Source organism: Klebsiella terrigena (assembly GCF_006539725.1).
GTDB lineage: Bacteria > Pseudomonadota > Gammaproteobacteria > Enterobacterales > Enterobacteriaceae > Klebsiella > Klebsiella terrigena.
This window is the reverse complement of record NZ_BJNO01000005.1, coordinates 199,637-216,849: the sequence shown is the minus strand read 5'-3', so window position 1 is coordinate 216,849 and position 17,213 is coordinate 199,637. Positions and strand designations below refer to the sequence as shown.

Annotated in this window: 12 protein-coding genes; 8 read left to right on the top strand and 4 right to left on the bottom strand. The window is 59.8% G+C overall.

The window, feature by feature from the left end:
• Positions 1-46: 46 nt before the first annotated feature.
• Entirely contained in the window at positions 47-2,254 is a 2,208-nt protein-coding gene (gene fhuA, locus RTE01_RS09075; RefSeq protein ID WP_041144113.1) for a ferrichrome porin FhuA, read from the bottom strand.
• A gap of 286 nt (positions 2,255-2,540) precedes the next feature.
• Complete coding sequence (mrcB, locus tag RTE01_RS09070) at positions 2,541-5,087, bottom strand: bifunctional glycosyl transferase/transpeptidase (RefSeq protein WP_041144112.1); 2,547 nt, start codon at positions 5,085-5,087, stop codon at positions 2,541-2,543.
• Positions 5,088-5,701: 614 nt separating this feature from the next.
• On the opposite strand from mrcB, the gene gspS reads away from it, so the two are divergent.
• Positions 5,702-6,076, top strand: coding sequence for a type II secretion system pilot lipoprotein GspS (gspS, locus tag RTE01_RS09065; RefSeq protein WP_076946353.1), 375 nt, complete (start codon positions 5,702-5,704; stop codon positions 6,074-6,076).
• A 41-nt stretch (positions 6,077-6,117) separates the two neighbouring features.
• Here gspS and gspB read toward each other — a convergent pair whose 3' ends face one another.
• Together gspB and pulA are read right to left on the bottom strand one after the other, a co-directional pair.
• Positions 6,118-6,678, bottom strand: a complete 561-nt coding sequence (gene gspB / locus RTE01_RS09060) for a type II secretion system assembly factor GspB (RefSeq protein WP_406632294.1) — start codon at positions 6,676-6,678, stop codon at positions 6,118-6,120.
• 90 nt (positions 6,679-6,768) lie between these two features.
• On the bottom strand, positions 6,769-10,041 hold the full coding sequence (pulA, locus tag RTE01_RS09055) for a pullulanase-type alpha-1,6-glucosidase (RefSeq protein WP_141334929.1): 3,273 nt from the start codon (positions 10,039-10,041) through the stop codon (positions 6,769-6,771).
• Between the two features lie 306 nt (positions 10,042-10,347).
• Here pulA and gspC point away from each other — a divergent pair, with 306 nt between their 5' ends.
• Genes gspC through gspI form a run of 7 tightly spaced genes read left to right on the top strand, consistent with a single transcriptional unit; the run spans position 10,348 to position 17,211 of the window.
• Positions 10,348-11,199, top strand: coding sequence for a type II secretion system protein GspC (gene gspC, locus RTE01_RS09050; RefSeq protein WP_141334933.1), 852 nt, complete (start codon positions 10,348-10,350; stop codon positions 11,197-11,199).
• Between the two features lie 42 nt (positions 11,200-11,241).
• Positions 11,242-13,182, top strand: coding sequence for a GspD family T2SS secretin variant PulD (gene pulD / locus RTE01_RS09045; RefSeq protein WP_141334931.1), 1,941 nt, complete (start codon positions 11,242-11,244; stop codon positions 13,180-13,182).
• Complete coding sequence (gene gspE / locus RTE01_RS09040; protein WP_141334927.1) at positions 13,179-14,687, top strand: type II secretion system ATPase GspE; 1,509 nt, start codon at positions 13,179-13,181, stop codon at positions 14,685-14,687. Before pulD ends, gspE begins: the two co-directional genes overlap by 4 nt.
• Positions 14,674-15,888: a type II secretion system inner membrane protein GspF gene (gene gspF / locus RTE01_RS09035; protein ID WP_134525261.1), complete on the top strand. Its 1,215-nt coding sequence runs from the start codon at positions 14,674-14,676 to the stop codon at positions 15,886-15,888. The genes gspE and gspF overlap by 14 nt, the downstream gene beginning before the upstream one ends.
• A gap of 20 nt (positions 15,889-15,908) precedes the next feature.
• Positions 15,909-16,331, top strand: coding sequence for a type II secretion system major pseudopilin GspG (gene gspG / locus RTE01_RS09030; protein WP_041144105.1), 423 nt, complete (start codon positions 15,909-15,911; stop codon positions 16,329-16,331).
• Complete coding sequence (gspH, locus tag RTE01_RS09025) at positions 16,331-16,849, top strand: type II secretion system minor pseudopilin GspH (RefSeq protein ID WP_134525260.1); 519 nt, start codon at positions 16,331-16,333, stop codon at positions 16,847-16,849. The genes gspG and gspH overlap by 1 nt, the downstream gene beginning before the upstream one ends.
• Complete coding sequence (gene gspI / locus RTE01_RS09020; RefSeq protein WP_041144103.1) at positions 16,846-17,211, top strand: type II secretion system minor pseudopilin GspI; 366 nt, start codon at positions 16,846-16,848, stop codon at positions 17,209-17,211. Before gspH ends, gspI begins: the two co-directional genes overlap by 4 nt.
• The last annotated feature ends 2 nt before the right edge of the window (positions 17,212-17,213 follow it).

The following is a 17,213-nucleotide window of genomic DNA, read 5'->3' as shown; positions in this document are numbered from 1 at the left end:
GCGGCCAACTTGTTTAACGGCGCGGCGAACCGCGCCCGGTGAGTGATTAGAAACGGAAGGTTCCGGTCGCAATGACCTGACGACCTGCGCCCCAGTAGCACGCATATTCGCTATAGCAGCTGGAAACGTACTCACGATCGAACAGGTTATTGACGTTGATACCCACCGACGAGCCCGGTAAACCAAAGCGCGCCAGATCGTATTTCACCGTCGCATCCATCAACGCGTAACCCGCGACGCCGAAGGAGTCATTCTGCTTCGCATCAGCGGTATCGTTTTTGTAGTAGCTGACCGTAGAGCCAACGTAGCGCGCGCCGGCGCCGACCGTCAGGCCGCTTAGCGCGGTTTCGTGGAAGGTGTAATCCGCCCACAGCGACGCCATATTGCGCGGAACTTCCGCCGGACGTTTGCCGTTAAATACGGTGTCGTGCTGGTACTCAGCATCGGTGTAGGTATAGGCTGCGGTGAGGTTGATATTGGCGTTCACCGCCGCTTTCGCCTCCAGCTCCAGGCCGCGAGCGCGGATCTCGCCGGTTTGAATGCTAAACGTCGGGTTGCGCGGATCTGCCGTCAGGTTTTTATCCTTGGTCAGCTGGTACACCGCCGCGGTCACCACTACCGGCATATCTTTCGGCACGTATTTCACGCCCGCTTCATACTGCTCGCCGCGCGACGGATCGAACGGTTTGCCGTCGAGGCCCGAGCCTGAAACCGGCTCAAACGACTGGCTGTAGCTGAAGTACGGAGAGATACCGTTGTCGAACAGATAGTTAATACCGCCGCGCCAGGTAAACTGCTGGTCGTGATTTTCGGCCAGAACGTTAGTGGCGCGCGTCAGCGTAGAGGTCGTGGCGTAGTCATAGCGTCCGCCCAGCGTCATCACCCACTTATCCCACTCCATCTGATCCTGGGCATAGAGGCCGGTCTGCTCCATCCGGTTGAGCACCGCGTACGGGAAGTACACCGAGACGTTTGGATTACCGTACTGCGGATTGGACATACCGATCGGATCCGCAGAACCGTAGTCGGCATTGACGTCGTTGCGCATGCGCGAATAGTCCACGCCGGTCAGCAGCTTATGGTCCACGGCGCCGGTAGCAAAGTCGGACTGCAGCTGGGTATCAACGGTGAAGGTGTTGAGATGCTCATCAGAGCGCACGTAGGCGCGGTTGATCTGTCCCGGCGCCGTGTAGCCGTTGCCGTAAACGGAGCGATAGAGCGTATTGACGTCGGCGTAGCGCAGGTTCTGACGAACGGTAAAGGTCTCGTCAAACTGGTGTGAGAAGCTGTAGCCCACCATCTGCTGGCGGCGCGACATCTTGTTGCTCGGCTCGCCTTCGTTGAAATCGGTCGGCAGCTTGTGCGCGTTACCGTTAGCGTCGTAGTACGGCACCACGGTCCCTTCGCGCGGAAGCCAGCCGTAGTAGCCCGCATACGGATCGTTCTGGAAGTTGCTCAGGAAGGTGAAGTCGGTTTTATCATCCGGACGCCAGCTAAAGGAGGGCGCCACCGCGTAGCGGGTCGATTTCGCCATCTGCTGCTGCGCGTCCTGGCTGCGGCCCAGGCCGGTCAGGCGATAGGACCATACGCCGTTATCATCAATCGCATCGCTAAAATCGAACCCCGTCTGCCACAGGTTATCGGTACCCATTTTGAACTGAACTTCTTTCAGCGGCTCGGTCGTCGGGCGCTTGCTGACCATGCTGACGATGCCGCCAGGGTTGCTGTTGCCGTACAGCACGGAGGTTGGTCCGCGCATCACTTCCACGCGCTCGAGGAAGTAGGGGTCCATCGACACTTCAGAGTAGTTATTCCCCTGCAGCTTCATGCCATCCAGATACTGGTTGGTGTTCACCGTTGTCGAGGTCGTAAAGCCGCGAATTGTCACCACGTCATAGGTCGTTGAGCTGCCGCGAGTGGAGAAAACGCCCGGCGTATAGGCCAGCGCTTCTTTCACCGTTGTCGGCTGCTTCATGTCCATTTCCTGGCGGGTCACCACGGAGATCGACTGCGGCGTTTTTTCAATCGGGGTATCGGTTTTGGTGGCAGTTGCAGAGCGCTTTGCCGCGATAGTCGGAGCCGGTCCCCAGGCGCTTTCCTGGCTGACGGGGGCCGCGATAACGGTAATAGTTTCTTCTGTTTTCGGTTCAACTGCCGCCTGTGCATAGACAGACATGCCGCTAACCGCCGTGGCTACTACGACTGCGATTTTACGCAGCGAGTGATTTGGCTGAGCAGTTTTTGGACGCGCCATTGGTAGATCTCTGATAAAGGTGAATGATAACGTAAACGAGAATTATTATTATGACGGCTGACATAATAGGCGAAACGCGAAATGCAAGGCAAGCGATATGCCCCTGCTGAGATGCCAAAGGCTGAATAAATAACCAGACGGTAATTGTGGGGTTAAGTGACTGTTAAGTAATCTACAGAAATGAAAAAGCCCTCTAATACTGAAGTATCAGAGGGCTAATCTTGTAACAACCTATTCGCACGGCTTGCAGGCCGCAGCGAGGCACCCTGCAGAAGCAGGCGGATCGTTAATTACTGCCGAACATATCCTTAATCCAGCCCGCAACGCCGTCGCTTTTTTCCTGCTTCGGCGGCTGCTGGGTCGCCGGCTGCTGCTGCTGAGGCTGCTGACCGGACTGATTAAACGGATTGTTCTGCTGCTGCTGCTCAAGCTGCTGCTGCTGGATCTGCTCACCCTGACGGCAGAGCGCATCCGGCGCGGTAGTCCATACCGGCAGCGTGCGCACCCCGCCGCTACAGACGAAGTTACCGCTGCCGTCGACGCCCATATCCACCACGTCTTCCGGCGCCGTCAGCACCAGCGGCGTTGGCGTCTGGTTAGCCAGATAGCGCTGATAAATCGACATCGCACCGCTGGCACCGTACAGCTTCGTCGGCTGGTTGTTATCGCGACCCACCCAGGTAATCGTCACCTGGCTTCCGTCGATACCGGCGAACCACGTATCGACGTTGTTGTTGGTGGTCCCGGTTTTCCCTGCCAGATGCAGGCCCGGATATTTCGCCCCAAGCTGGCGACCGGTGCCGCGCTGGACAACCTGCTGCATGGTCCACAGCGTCATGTATGCGGCCTGCGCAGGAACCGCCCGCTCAGCCTGCGGATAGCTCTGATACAGGACAGTGCCATCTTCGGCAATCACCGAACGCAGCGCCGACAGCGTCGCGCGGTTACCGCCGCTGGCGATGGTCTGGAACGCCTGCGCCACTTCAATTGGCGTCAGGTTCAGCGCCCCGAGGATCATCGCCGGGACCGGGCTGAGCTGGTCTTTCGGCGCCCCCAGTTTAACCCAGGTATCGATCACCGCCGGCAGGCCCAGCGCCATCCCGAGGTTGACCGTCGGCACGTTCATCGAACGCGTTAGCGCGTCAACCAGCATCACCTGGCCGCTAAAGCGACGATCGTCGTTCTGCGGGGACCAGGTCTGGCCGTTGGAGAGACGAATCGTCACCGGCGCATCGGCAATGGCGGTATTCAGACGGTACTGGTTCGGCTGGCTTAACGCGGTCAGATAGGTCGCCGGCTTGGCCAGAGAACCAATCGAACGACGGGCCTGCATCGCGCGGTTATAGCCCGCAAACTGCGGCTCCGCGCCGCCGACCATAGCCCGCACCTCGCCGGTATAGCGGTCAACGACCACCATCGCGGTTTCCAGATCCGGCAGCTTACGCTGCTTCTTCAGCGCCGGGATCCCTTCGGTGGCCGCCTTTTCCGCCGCGTCCTGCGCCACGGAATCGAAGGTCGTAAAGATCTTCACGCCGGAGAGATCTTTCACCTTATCGCCCAGCTTCGCCTGCAGCTCCTGACGCACCATCTGCATAAACGCCGGCTGCGGAGAAATGACGCCGCCGCGCGGCTGCACGCCCAGAGGACGGGCGCTCAGCATGTCGTACAGCTCCTGGTCGATAACGTTCTGCTGCTGCAGCAGACGCAGAACCAGGTTACGACGCTCCAGCGACAGCTTCGGATTACGCCACGGGTTGTAAATCGATGCGCCTTTTACCATCCCCACCAGCAGAGCCTGCTGGTCAAGGCTCAGCTCTTCCACCGGGCGGCCAAAGTAGTAAAGGCTAGCCAGCGGGAAGCCGCGAATTTCGTTATCGCCGCTCTGACCGAGGTAGACCTCGTTCATATACAGCTCGAGGATCCGATCCTTGCTGTAACGGGCGTCAACGATCAGCGCCATATAGGCTTCGTTGGCCTTACGCCAGTAGGAGCGCTCGCTGGAGAGGAACAGGTTTTTCACCAGCTGCTGGGTCAGGGTACTGGCGCCCTGCACCGTGCGCCCCGCCGTCAGGTTAGCCAGCACCGCACGACCAATCGAGTACAGGCTGATCCCGTCATGCTCGTAGAAGTGGCGGTCTTCGGTAGCCAGCAGGGTATCAACCAGCAGATCCGGGAAGCCGCTGCGCTTAACGAACAGGCGCTGCTCGCCGTTGGCCGACTGCAGCATGGTGATCAGCCGCGGATCGAGGCGGAAGAAGCCAAACTGGCGGTTATTCTCCATGTTCTCGATCGTTTCCAGACGATCGCCATCAAAGGTCAGACGCGCGCGCACCTGCCCTTCTTTACTGTCCGGGAAATCAAACGGACGGCGAATCATCTCGATGCTGTTGGCCTGCACGGTGTATTCGCCCGGGCGCGTCATCGCGCTCACCTGACGATACTGCGTGGCGTTCAGCAGGCGCACCATTTCGTTTTTGCTGACCTGCATATCGGGCTCAAGGTTGACCATCCGGCCATACACTGCCGCCGGAAGCTCCCAAACCTTGCCGTCAATGCGGCTGCGGATCTTCTGATCGAGGTAGACGCCATAGGCGGCAACCAGCACCGCGACAACGATACCCAGCTTGATCAACAGCCACAGCCAGGTACGTTTACGCCGAGGCTTGTTACCTTTGCCTTTCGCTTTCTTCGGCATCGGCTCTTCGTCCTCATAATCGTCGTCGTAATCATCGTCATAGTCCTCGTCCCGAACCCGACGACGAGTCACTTTTTGTTTTGCCGGACGCGAGGGTTTACCCTTACGTCCGATAGGCTCGCGGTCATCTCCCGCCATGCTTTTTCTCCGCAACTTTCAGGCGTAAAAGCCTGATTCTCAATGCTTCCCCCTGCCAGAGGAAGAAGATATCTCTCAAATTCACGCCCGTGGGGTCTTATTCCTGCAGGCGACCATCTATTGACTGTACTTCGCGCAGTCAGCGTCTCACGGCGCAGCTATGATCGATTCTCATGAGTTTAGTTAGAAAAATCATAAAATAAATCATCATGTTGCATACTTCACCTGCAGAGAATTTTGGGACATAGCACTAATCGTCCAGGGAACACAGGATAGCACTAAACCAGGATATGCTTAACCAGCATTTTACCCCGCCAAAGCGTAACAAAAGGGAAAATATTATGTTTTTTAATAGCATAAAAAATGCGCCCCGCCGCCCCGTGCGCTTCACGCTTTTCGGCCCCCGCGCTGCGGATAAAAATGAAAACTTCCCGGCACAGGAAATATTATATTCGGACTGTGACAATAAATATTTTTCCCGGAAGTAAAGGTAAATCTTAAACCATCCGTGGATAAAAGTGAGAGGCGCTTAACTATATATAATAATATTTACTGATGACAGCGGGGAAATATTTGTTAAACTAGCCTTAAGTTAACCATTCCAGCTTAATATTATGCGAACTTTCGTTATATTTCCGCTTATCATGATCGCCGTGCTTTCAGGGTGTCAGCAGAATCGCTCCTCAACGTTAAGCCCTGGCGTCAGCAGCGAGGCGCAGCTTGAGCAGCTCTCGTCGGTGGCCGCAGGCGCCCGCTATCTGAAGAACAAATGCAATCGCAGCGATCTGCCCGCAGATGAAGCCCTCACTCAGGCCGCGTGGAATGTCGGGAAAAAAAGAGGATGGGGAAATATCGATTACGCAACCCTGGCTCAGCGCAGCGCGCAGATGTATCAACAGCTGCAGCAGGACAGCACTCCGGAAACAACCAAATGCAGTCAGTTTAATCGCCAGCTGGCGCCCTTTATTGCCGGCTTAGATCGCGCATAAAATGTCGCAGCCGCTTATTTTGCGTTTTATTGGCGCCTAATTTATTGCCCCTGTGGACTATCCGCAATAATACCTCCCGGCCAGTCATCCAGCGCCGCCAGAGTAAACGTATTGCCCTTAAAGCTAAACACGGTTAAATCCTGCTGAATCTGCTCAATCACCAGATTCGGCAGCGGCGATTGCCCTTCCTGCCAGCTTTGACCGTTGATCACAATCGTGCGCTTATCCTCGCTCGAGGCGTAGATATGTGCGCTGTAGCGTAATGCCGGTAAATAATCCTCCTCCTGCGGGCTCTCCTCCTCGACGCTGGCCTGCACCTTTTGCTTTGTCGGAGCAGATACCGGTACGGAGGCCGCCTGCTGCGGTGCAGGCTGGCTAAGCGGCACCAGCGCCGCATGCGCCACCGGCACCAGCGGCTTTTGCGCGACCGGCGCGTTTCGCCACTGCTCGCCGCCAAACCAGCCCAGCGCGATAAATAGCGCGGCGTAGAGCGGAACGGTAAGCCAGGGAACCTGCACCATTGTACCAACCATCACCGGCGATCCCGCCTCCCGGACGCTCACCGCGGGCATCGGGCACTCTTCATCATGGCGAATCATCACACCCTTTCTCCTGATAGCGAAAGAATCGCAGCCCGACGCCGAGCGCCGGGCTGCCTGACCCCGTGAATGCAGGTCAGCTAAAGAGATGCTTTATTTGCTGCTTACCGGCAGGCCCGCGCCCTGCGCGTCGCCCTGCGGTTTTTCCAGCACCGCCACGGACCAGGCCGGTAGCGTAATCGCGCCATCGGCAGCGATCTCGACGCCGTTCGCCAGCGACCCCTCTCCCGCCGCCTGCTGAATGGCGCTCAGCTGCAGGTTTTCACCATTGAAATCATGGAGGGTCCGGCTCTCAGGCGCCGCGTTGATCGCCACAACCAGGCCATCCACCCGGCCGTCGAGGCTTGCGCCCGCCTGGACGCCATCATCGATGGTCATGATCAGCAGGCCAGCCAGCGAATCAGCGCCGGTATTGCGGAAATCGACGCGCTTCATCACCGCGCTGCCGTCACCTAAGGTGAAGAGCGGGGATGATTTACGCAGCTGGGTCAGCTCCTGGTAGAACGCGGTCATCTGCTGCAGCTCCGGCTCGCCGGGAGTCGCCACCATCTCCTTAACGCGGGAAATCAGATCGTAGTTGCTGCCGTCATCGCTGCTGCGCGGCATCCCGACGTTAAAGTTGTTGTCCTGCATGGCGTAATCGACGCGGTTAAACCAGTCGCCGGAATCATAGGAGTCGCGGGTGAAGGATTTAGAGCGCAGCAGCTCTGAACCCTGCTGATCGAAGGCGATCCCCTGGCCCAGCATTACCGTCGCCAGCGATACAGCCTGCATCCGCACGCGGGTATTAAGGTCGGCCTCCTGCGCGGCTTTGTAGCTGATCATGTCCCACAGCGTCTGGTTATCGTGCTTCGAAACGTAGTTAACAACCTCCGTCGGGTCAGCCGCATAGCCCCCCGGCGCGCCGTTGTAGTCGATCTCGCTGCCCTTTTTCACCGCGCCGTCTTTATCGATCATCACAAAGTCGGCGAGGTTCCCGGCCATGCCCAGACGCGTCAGATCGGCAAGGTGGCGCACCGTATCTTCGTTCTGGCTGGTGAGCTCGTTAGGCAATACGCCGGCGCCGCTGCCGATCCCCTGGTTCTGGCGCAGCGCATCGCCGGAGTCAAACGGACCGCCGCCGCGCACCGAGTCGCGCAGACGATCGGAGAAGGTGCCGATCCCGCTACCTTTGAGATTGATCTGCGAAGCGATTTCGAAACGGTCGCTCTGCCCGGAGTCCCAGCCTTCGCCGAAGAAGTAGATATCCGGATTTAAGCTCTTCATCCGCTCCCACGCCGAGAGGATCTGCGCTTTCGGGTGATAGCCCATCAGGTCGAAACGGAAACCGTCAATTTTGTAATCGGTGGTCCATACCGCCAGCGAGTCGGCGATAAGCTTGGCGAACATCCGATGCTCCGGCGCGGAGTCCGAGCAGCAGGTTGCCGATTCAACGCTTCCGGTGGTTTCGTTCAGACGCTGATAGTACCAGGGGACGATTTTATCCAGCACCGAAGTCCGGTCTGTTGGCCCGGCGGCGTTGGTGTGGTTGTACACCACGTCCATGATCACGTTCATTCCCAGATCCTGCTTAATCGCCTGGATCATGGTACGGAACTCTTTGATCCGCGCGGTTCCTTCCGGGTTCGTGGCGTAAGAGCCTTCCGGCACCGTGTAGTGGAACGGATCGTAGCCCCAGTTGTAGGAATCGGTTTGCGCCACCAGGCTATTCAGCGCCTGAACCTGCGGGTTATCCTGGCTATCGCTTTGCTTGAGCTGATTAAGCACCTCTTCCACCGTCGAACCGCTGGCGCAGTAGGCGGCAAATTCGCTGCTCTTCACCGCGCTGTTGACTTCGCAGAGGTGGCTGAACGGCTGCTGGATGTCGGCAACTTTATCGCTGAACTCGTTGACCGTCGCCAGATCGAACACCGGCAGCAGCTCAACGTGGGTCACCCCGGAGGCGGAGAGCTTTTTCAGGTGCTGCACCATGTTGCTGTCCTGAGCGGTGAGCGCCAGATACTTACCGCGCAGCTCGGCCGGAACGGTGCTGTCCCAGGCAGAAAGGTCGCGAATATGCGATTCATGGATGGTCATCTTCGCCAGATCGGCTTTGGTTTTCTGCGCGTGAGGCATCGCCAGGCTATCCCAGCCGTCGGGCTTGAGCGCGCTGTCGTTTAAATCGACAACCTGGCTGTACTCCGAGTTGGTGGAGAGGCTATGGGCGTACGGGTCGGTCACCTCGTACTGTTCAACCTTGCGCGACTGCGGGTGGTAAACCGTCAGCGCATAGCGGTAGAAGGCCCCCTTCAGATCGCTTCCGCCCTGCCATGCCCAGGCGCCCGAGGCCGCGTCGCGGGTCATCGGATGGCTGGCGAGCACCTTTTTATCGGCGCTATACAGCACCAGATCGACCTGCTGCGCGGTCGGCGCCCACAGGCGGAAATTAACCCCACCGTCGCTCACCTGCGCCCCGTAGCTAAGGGCCTCCGCCGGCTGCGCGTAGACGTCGTCCAGCACGCCCGCCGTCTGCACCTGGGTGGCGGAGATCAGAATACCGTCCTTCTCGGCGGCGATCGCCACCGTTTCGCCCTGCAGCAGCTCATTGACCGGCGCATTATCCGGAAGCTTAAACGCGGCGTAGCTGGAGAGCTGCGGGAAGCGCATGCTCACCTGCTGGCTGACGGTGGTGGGAGTCAGGTTCAGATAGCGGTCGGTAAATTTGCCTTCGCTATCGGCGGCCACTTTGCTGCTGTGGCTGTAGTACAGGCGAACGATCGGTTTGCCCTCGCCGCCCGGCCACAGCAGGGTGGTCTTATCGACCCAGTGGGCCTCGGCAAGCGCCACGCCAAACGCGGCGCGAAACGCATCCGCGCGGGTATCATACAGCGAGCTGCTGCCGGCAATAACCGAGACCGTGCGGTCGGTAAAGTCGCTGAACGACACGCGCAGATCGCTATCGATCAGCTTGTTGGTGCCGTCTCTGACGATAACGTTGATGCAGCCGCTCTCTTTATTGAGCGGAATCACCCAGTACGGGCCGTATTTATCGCTGCCGCTCGGCGTGGTGCTGACGTCATTCCAGTCCGTCATCGGGGCGCTGAGCGCATCGCAGGTTTCATTATTCCAGAGATAGAGATTCCGGGTGCTGTAATCCGCGGCAGTGGCGCTGGTAATGCCAGCAATATCAACCAGATGAATGACCGCCTGCTGAGAGGAAGCCGTGGCAGCTTCACCGGGAACCGCCACATCGGGTAAACGAACGACAACATCCTGATTATCGGGCGTGTCGGGTGAGCCAGAGGAAGAAGATGAAGAACTATTATCGCAGCCGCTAAGTAAAACCAACGAGCCAAGGAATAGGGCATTACAGGTATATCTGAGCATTCGATAGTCCCTAATATGCTTAATAAATTATGAAAGGTAAGAAAAGATGTTTATCTGTAAAGCGCCGCAATTAGATATTTTTGCTTTCAGCGATTCAATCATCCATTAGCAATTAATGGGGGGGCGTAGGCGGCCGGGGGAGTAAAAATAAAAAGGGAATGACGACCCGGATAGCGAAACTCATTATGCTTTGCGGCGACTCACCGAGAATTTCGCAATAAAAGATTTAAATATAAAAAGCCACCCACCAATAAAGGTAGGGATCGCGACCGCCCCGGGGAAAACAGGATGAGAAAAAGAATTAAAATACCTTTTTCTGTGATGAGGTTAACACTAACAAATAAAGCGATAATAAACAACGCGCCTCATATTGTGATGTTCGTCATGTTATTACCTATTGCTCAACAGCTCGCCAAATTAAGCTGGCGGATTATATTCCCTGTAGACTCTGCGGCTATAACGATTAACGCCGCGGCGGTTTTACCTTCCCCGGCGGCTATTCGACCAGACGAATTAGCGCCGTTTACGCTATTTGGCAATGCGGAAAAAACGCCGCCGCCAGCGGACGGTTCAGCCGACGGTAAAACCCTGGCCGAGGCGCCACTCTCCGCCCTCAAGCTGCGGATCACCGGCCTGCTCGCCAGCAGCGATGCCGCACGTTCAATTGCCATCGTGGCGAAAGGGAATCAACAGGTTAGCCTGGGCGTTGGCGACAGCACCCCGGGTAACGAAGCCAAAATAGTCGCCATTCTTAACGATCGCCTGATCGTTAACTATCGGGGCAGAAACGAAGCGATACCGCTCTTTGACGACGCTGGCGCAGCGGTGAAATCCGCCCCGACGCCGCCGGCGAAAGAGTGGGTTAAGCAGGTGCGCGAGCGGCCGCAAAATATTCTCAACTATCTCAATATTTCCCCGATTATGGTCAATGAGCAGCTCAGCGGATATCGACTTAATCCGGGCAAAGACCCCACTCTTTTTCGCCAGGCCGGATTACAGGAAAACGATCTGGCGGTCGCTCTGAACGGTCTCGATCTCCGCGATCGGCAGCAGGCTCAGCAAGCATTAAAACAGCTCCCCGAGCTTAGCGAAATAACGCTGACCGTCGAACGCGACGGCCAGCGGCAGGATATCTATTTAGCCTTGAGGGATGAATAATTGCGCAGCACCCTAATTTTCCGCCTGCTTTTTACGCTGCTGATGATATTCAGCGCGCTGTTATTCAAACCCGCCGCTGCGGAAGAATTCTCCGCCAGCTTCAAGGGCACGGATATTCAGGAATTTATTAATACCGTCAGCAAAAACCTCAATAAGACGGTCATTATCGACCCCAGCGTACGCGGCACAATTACCGTTCGCAGCTACGATATGCTCACTGAAGAACAATATTATCAGTTCTTCCTCAGCGTACTGGACGTCTACGGTTTTGCGGTTATCAATATGAATAACGGCGTGCTGAAGGTGGTGCGTTCAAAAGATGCCAAAACCGCGGCGGTACCGGTCGCCAGCGACGCCTCCCCTGGCGTGGGCGATGAGGTGGTGACCCGCGTGGTGCCGCTCACCAACGTCGCCGCCCGCGATCTCGCGCCGCTGCTGCGCCAGCTCAACGACAACGCCGGGGCCGGCAGCGTGGTGCACTACGAGCCGTCCAACGTGCTGCTGATGACCGGGCGCGCGGCGGTGATTAAGCGCCTGCTGACCATCGTCGAGCGGGTTGATAACGCCGGCGATCGCAGCGTGGTGACGGTCCCGCTCTCCTGGGCCTCCGCCGCCGACGTGGTTAAGCTGGTGAATGAGCTGAACAAGGACACCAGTAAATCCGCGCTCCCCGGCTCGATGGTGGCGAACGTGGTCGCCGACGAGCGGACCAACTCGGTGCTGGTGAGCGGCGAACCGAACTCACGCCAGCGCATCATCACCATGATCCGCCAGCTCGACCGCCAGCAGGCGGTACAGGGAAACACCAAGGTTATCTATCTCAAGTATGCCAAAGCCGCCGACCTGGTGGAGGTGCTAACCGGCATCAGCAGCAGCATGCAGAGCGAGAAACAGAGCGCGAAGCCGGTGGCGGCGCTGGATAAAAACATCATTATCAAAGCCCACGGCCAGACCAACGCGCTGATCGTCACCGCCGCCCCGGACGTCATGAACGACCTCGAGCGGGTCATCGCGCAGCTGGACATTCGCCGCCCGCAGGTGCTGGTTGAAGCAATTATCGCCGAGGTTCAGGACGCCGACGGCCTCAATCTTGGCGTGCAGTGGGCCAATAAAAATGCCGGCATGACCCAGTTCAACAACAGCGGGCTGCCGATCTCAACGGCCATTGCCGGCGCCAACCAGTACAACAAAGACGGCACGGTCACCAGCTCGCTCGCCAGCGCCCTGAGCTCCTTTAACGGCATCGCCGCCGGGTTCTATCAGGGGAACTGGGCGATGCTGCTTACCGCCCTCTCCAGCAGCAGCAAAAACGATATTCTCGCCACCCCCAGCATCGTCACCCTCGACAACATGGAGGCGACCTTTAACGTCGGTCAGGAGGTACCGGTACTCAGCGGCTCACAGACCACCTCCGGCGATAACATCTTCAATACCGTCGAACGCAAAACCGTCGGCATTAAGCTGAAGGTCAAGCCGCAGATTAACGAAGGGGACTCGGTGCTGCTGGAAATTGAGCAGGAGGTCTCCAGCGTCGCCGACTCCGCCTCCAGCACCAGCTCGGATTTAGGCGCCACCTTCAATACCCGCACGGTTAACAACGCGGTGCTGGTCGGCAGCGGCGAAACCGTCGTCGTGGGCGGGCTGCTGGACAAAAGCGTCACCGACTCCGCCGATAAGGTGCCGCTGCTCGGCGATATCCCGGTGATAGGCGCCCTGTTCCGCTCCACCAGCAAAAAGGTCTCCAAACGCAACCTGATGCTGTTTATCCGTCCGACCATCATTCGCGACCGCGACGGCTACCGGCAGGCCTCTTCCGGCCAGTACAACGCCTTTAACGACGCGCAAACCAAACAGCGCGGCAAAGACGGCACGGAAGCGTCGCTGAACGATGACCTGCTGCATATCTACCCCCAGCAGGATACCGCCGCGTTTCGCCGGATCGGCGCCGCTATCGATGCCTTCAACCTGGGAGGCCAGCCGTGACGCCGCTGGCGGAGAGCCGCCCGCTGCTGCCTTTCGTCTACGCCCGCGCCCACGGCATTATCCTGCTGAGCGACGGCGCGACCTGTGCCGTCCGCTGCCTCGCCGAGACGCCGACGGCGGCGCTGCTTGAGGCGCGCCGGGTAGCGGACCGGCCGATCGAGGTCCAGCGGCTGGCCGCCGACGAGTTCGAGAAGCTGCTGGTGCTGAGCTACCAGCGCGATTCGGCGGAAGCCCGGCGCATGATGGCCGATATCGGCAACGAGCTGGATTTATACACCCTCGCCGACGAGCTGCCCGACACCGACGATCTGCTGGATAGCGAGGACGATGCGCCGATTATCCGCCTGATCAACGCCATGCTGACGGAGGCTATCAAAGAGCAGGCCTCGGATATTCATATCGAAACCTACGAGCGCCACCTGCAGATCCGCTTTCGCGTCGATGGCGTGCTGCGGGAGATCCTCCGCCCGCAGCGTCGGCTTGCGGCCCTGCTGATTTCACGCATTAAGGTGATGGCCAACCTCGACATCGCGGAAAAGCGCATTCCGCAGGATGGCCGCATGGCGCTGCGCATCGGCGGGCGCGCCGTTGACGTGCGCGTCTCGACGCTGCCCTCCGGCCACGGCGAGCGCGTGGTGCTGCGCCTGCTGGACAAAAACAGCGTCAATCTCGACCTGCTGACCCTCGGGATGCCGCCCGCGCTCCTGCAGCAGGTCGATGAGCTGATGGCCCGCCCGCACGGCATCATTCTGGTCACCGGCCCCACCGGGTCCGGCAAAAGCACCACTCTGTACGCCGCCCTCAGCCGGCTGGACGCTCGCGAGCGCAATATTATGACCATCGAAGACCCCGTCGAATACGAGCTGGAAGGGATCGGCCAGACCCAGGTCAACCCCAGGGTGGAGATGACCTTTGCCCGCGGGCTGCGCGCCATTTTGCGCCAGGACCCTGACGTGGTGCTGGTGGGCGAGATCCGCGACGGCGAGACGGCGCAGATTGCCGTGCAGGCCTCCCTCACCGGCCACCTGGTGCTCTCCACGCTGCATACCAACAGCGCACTGGGGGCGATTTCGCGCCTGCAGGATATGGGCGTGGAGCCATTTCTGCTGTCAACCTCGCTGCTGGCGGTGCTGTCGCAGCGCCTGGTGCGCCGGCTCTGCCCGCACTGCCGTCGTCCGGGGCAGGCGGATGAGAATACGGCGACGCGGATGGGCGTCCCGGCCGGTACCGCCCTGTGGCACGCCGAGGGCTGCGCGGAGTGCGGCTTCAGCGGCTATCGCGGGCGTACCGGGATCCACGAGCTGCTGCGGGTTGACGATCGGGTGCGGATGGCAATTCACCGCGGGGAAAACGAATTAACGCTGGGCCAGCGGCTGGGGGCGGACTATATCACCCTCCGCCGCGCCGGGCTGGAGAAGGTGCTGAGCGGCATAACCAGCTGGGAAGAGGTGGTCAGGGTGACCGAGCAGCATGCGGCGCAGGGGGATCTGGATGGCCATTTTTAGCTACCGGGCGCTGGACGAGCGCGGCAGGACGCAGCGCGGCGTACAGCAGGCGGACTCCGCCCGCCACGCCCGCCAGCTGCTGCGGGAAAAGGGCTGGCTGCCCGTTGAGGTCGACGCCGCTGAAGGCCGCGCGCGCGGCGGCGGGCATTCGCTGCTGACGCGGCGTACCGGCGCCGGCGACCTCGCCCTCCTCACCCGCCAGCTGGCGACGCTGGTGGCGGCCGCGATCCCGCTGGAAAAAGCGCTGGACGCGGTGGCGCAGCAGTGTGAAAAAGCGCACCTGAAAACCCTGATGGCCGGCGTGCGCGGCAAGGTACTGGAGGGTCATACCCTGGCGGAGGCCATGCGCGGCTATCCGGCCTGCTTCGACCGGCTCTACTGCGCGATGGTCGCCGCGGGCGAAACCTCCGGGCACCTTGCCGGCGTGCTTAACCGGCTGGCGGACTATACCGAACAGCGCCAGCAGCTTCGCGCCCGCCTGCTGCAGGCCATGATCTACCCCATCGTGCTGACGCTGGTCGCCATCAGCGTGATCGCTATCCTGCTCTCCACGGTGGTGCCGAAGGTCGTCGATCAGTTTGTTCATCTCAAGCAGGCCCTGCCGTTCTCCACCCGCCTGCTGATGACCATGAGCGATATCGTCCGCAGCGCTGGACCCTGGCTACTGCTGGCGCTGCTGGCGAGCGGGCTGCTGCTGCATTACGCCCTGCGCCAGCCCGCGCGGCGGCTTATCTGGCATAGACAGCTGCTGCGCCTGCCGCTGATTGGCCGGGTGGCCCGCAGCATCAACAGCGCCCGCTACGCCCGCACCCTCAGCATTCTGAACGCCAGCGCCGTCCCGCTGCTGCCGTCAATGCGCATCAGCGCGGAGGTGTTAAGCAACACCTGGGCGCGCCGCCAGCTGGAAACCGCCGCCGAGTCGGTGCGCGAAGGGATCAGCCTGCACCGCGCCCTCGAAGCCACCGCCCTCTTCCCGCCGATGATGCGCTACATGGTTGCCAGCGGCGAACAGAGCGGCGAGCTCAACGGCATGCTCGAGCGCGCCGCCGATAACCAGGACCGCGAGCTGAGCGCGCAAATTCAGATGGCGCTCAGCCTGTTTGAGCCGCTGCTGGTGGTGGCGATGGCCGGCATGGTGCTGTTTATCGTGCTGGCCATTCTGCAGCCGATCCTGCAACTCAACACCCTTATGAGTATGTGATTGTAATAATGGAGAAAAAAATGCAACGACAGCGTGGATTCACCTTACTGGAAATTATGGTGGTGATTGTCATTCTCGGCATTCTTGCCAGCCTGGTGGTCCCTAACCTGATGGGCAATAAAGAGAAAGCGGACCGGCAAAAGGTGGTCAGCGATCTGGTGGCGCTGGAGGGCGCGCTGGATATGTACAAGCTGGATAACAGCCGCTACCCCAACACCGAGCAGGGGCTCGCGGCGCTGGTCAGCCGCCCCGCCGCCGAGCCGCAGGCGCGTAACTATCCGGAAGGCGGCTATATCCGCCGCCTGCCGCAGGACCCGTGGGGCAACGACTATCAGTTGCTCAGCCCCGGCCAGCACGGCCAGGTCGATGTGTTTAGCGTCGGGCCGGACGGCATGCCGGATACCAACGACGATCTCGGCAACTGGAATATCGGGAAAAAATAGTGCAGCAGCGCGGCTTCACGTTACTGGAGATGATGCTCATTTTGCTGCTGATGGGCGTTAGCGCGGGCATGGTGATGCTGGCGTTTCCGCCATCGCGCGAGAACGACCCGGCGCAGACCCTCGAGCGCTTCCAGGCACAGCTGAGCTTTGTCCGCGACCGTGGGCTGCAGACTGGCCAGTTCTACGCTATCTCGATTCACCCCGACCGCTGGCAGTTTATGCGGCTGCTGACCCCGGACGAGAGCGGCAACGCTGGCGAAGCGGACGGCGGCGAGGAGGGCTCCCGCTGGCAGCCGCTGCAGATCGCTCGCGTCGCCACCTCGGGCAGCGCCGCCTCGGAACCGCTAGCGCTGAGCTTCCCCGATGGCGCCGCCTGGACGCCGGGCGAACAGCCCGACGTGCTGCTGTTCCCCGGCGGGGAAGTGACCCCCTTTCAGCTGCACATCGGCCGCGGTCTGGCGCTGGAGGTTGACGCCCGCGGCGACGTTCAGCCCACGCAGCGGGAGGAGAGCCCATGAAATCGCAGTCCGGAATGACGCTTATCGAAGTCATGGTCGCGCTGGTGGTCTTCGCCCTCGCCGGGCTATCCGTGATGCAGGCCACGCTGCAGCAGACGAACCATCTCGGGCGCATGGAGGAGAAAACCCTCGCCGGATGGCTTGCCGACAATCAGCTGATCCAGCTGAAGCTGGAAAACCGCTGGCCGGCGCTGAGCCCCTCGGAAACGACGGTCCAGGCGGCAGGCGGCAGCTGGCACATCCGCTGGCAGGGCGTCGAAACCGAGCTCCCGCAGCTGCGGGCGCTGGACGTCGAGGTCCGCCATGACAAAAGCGACAAGGCTCCGGTCTCCTCGCTGCGCACCTGGGTGACCCGGCCATGAAC

Excerpts from the sequence above, each read along its gene's own strand:
- fhuA (WP_041144113.1), bottom strand. The coding sequence starts at position 2,254 with ATGGCGCGTCCAAAAACTGCTCAGCCAAATCACTCGCTGCGTAAAATC.
- mrcB (WP_041144112.1), bottom strand. The coding sequence starts at position 5,087 with ATGGCGGGAGATGACCGCGAGCCTATCGGACGTAAGGGTAAACCCTCG.
- gspS (WP_076946353.1), top strand. The coding sequence starts at position 5,702 with ATGCGAACTTTCGTTATATTTCCGCTTATCATGATCGCCGTGCTTTCA.
- pulA (WP_141334929.1), bottom strand. The coding sequence starts at position 10,041 with ATGCTCAGATATACCTGTAATGCCCTATTCCTTGGCTCGTTGGTTTTA.
- pulD (WP_141334931.1), top strand. The coding sequence starts at position 11,242 with ATGATATTCAGCGCGCTGTTATTCAAACCCGCCGCTGCGGAAGAATTC.
- gspF (WP_134525261.1), top strand. The coding sequence starts at position 14,674 with ATGGCCATTTTTAGCTACCGGGCGCTGGACGAGCGCGGCAGGACGCAG.
- gspG (WP_041144105.1), top strand. The coding sequence starts at position 15,909 with ATGCAACGACAGCGTGGATTCACCTTACTGGAAATTATGGTGGTGATT.
- gspI (WP_041144103.1), top strand. The coding sequence starts at position 16,846 with ATGAAATCGCAGTCCGGAATGACGCTTATCGAAGTCATGGTCGCGCTG.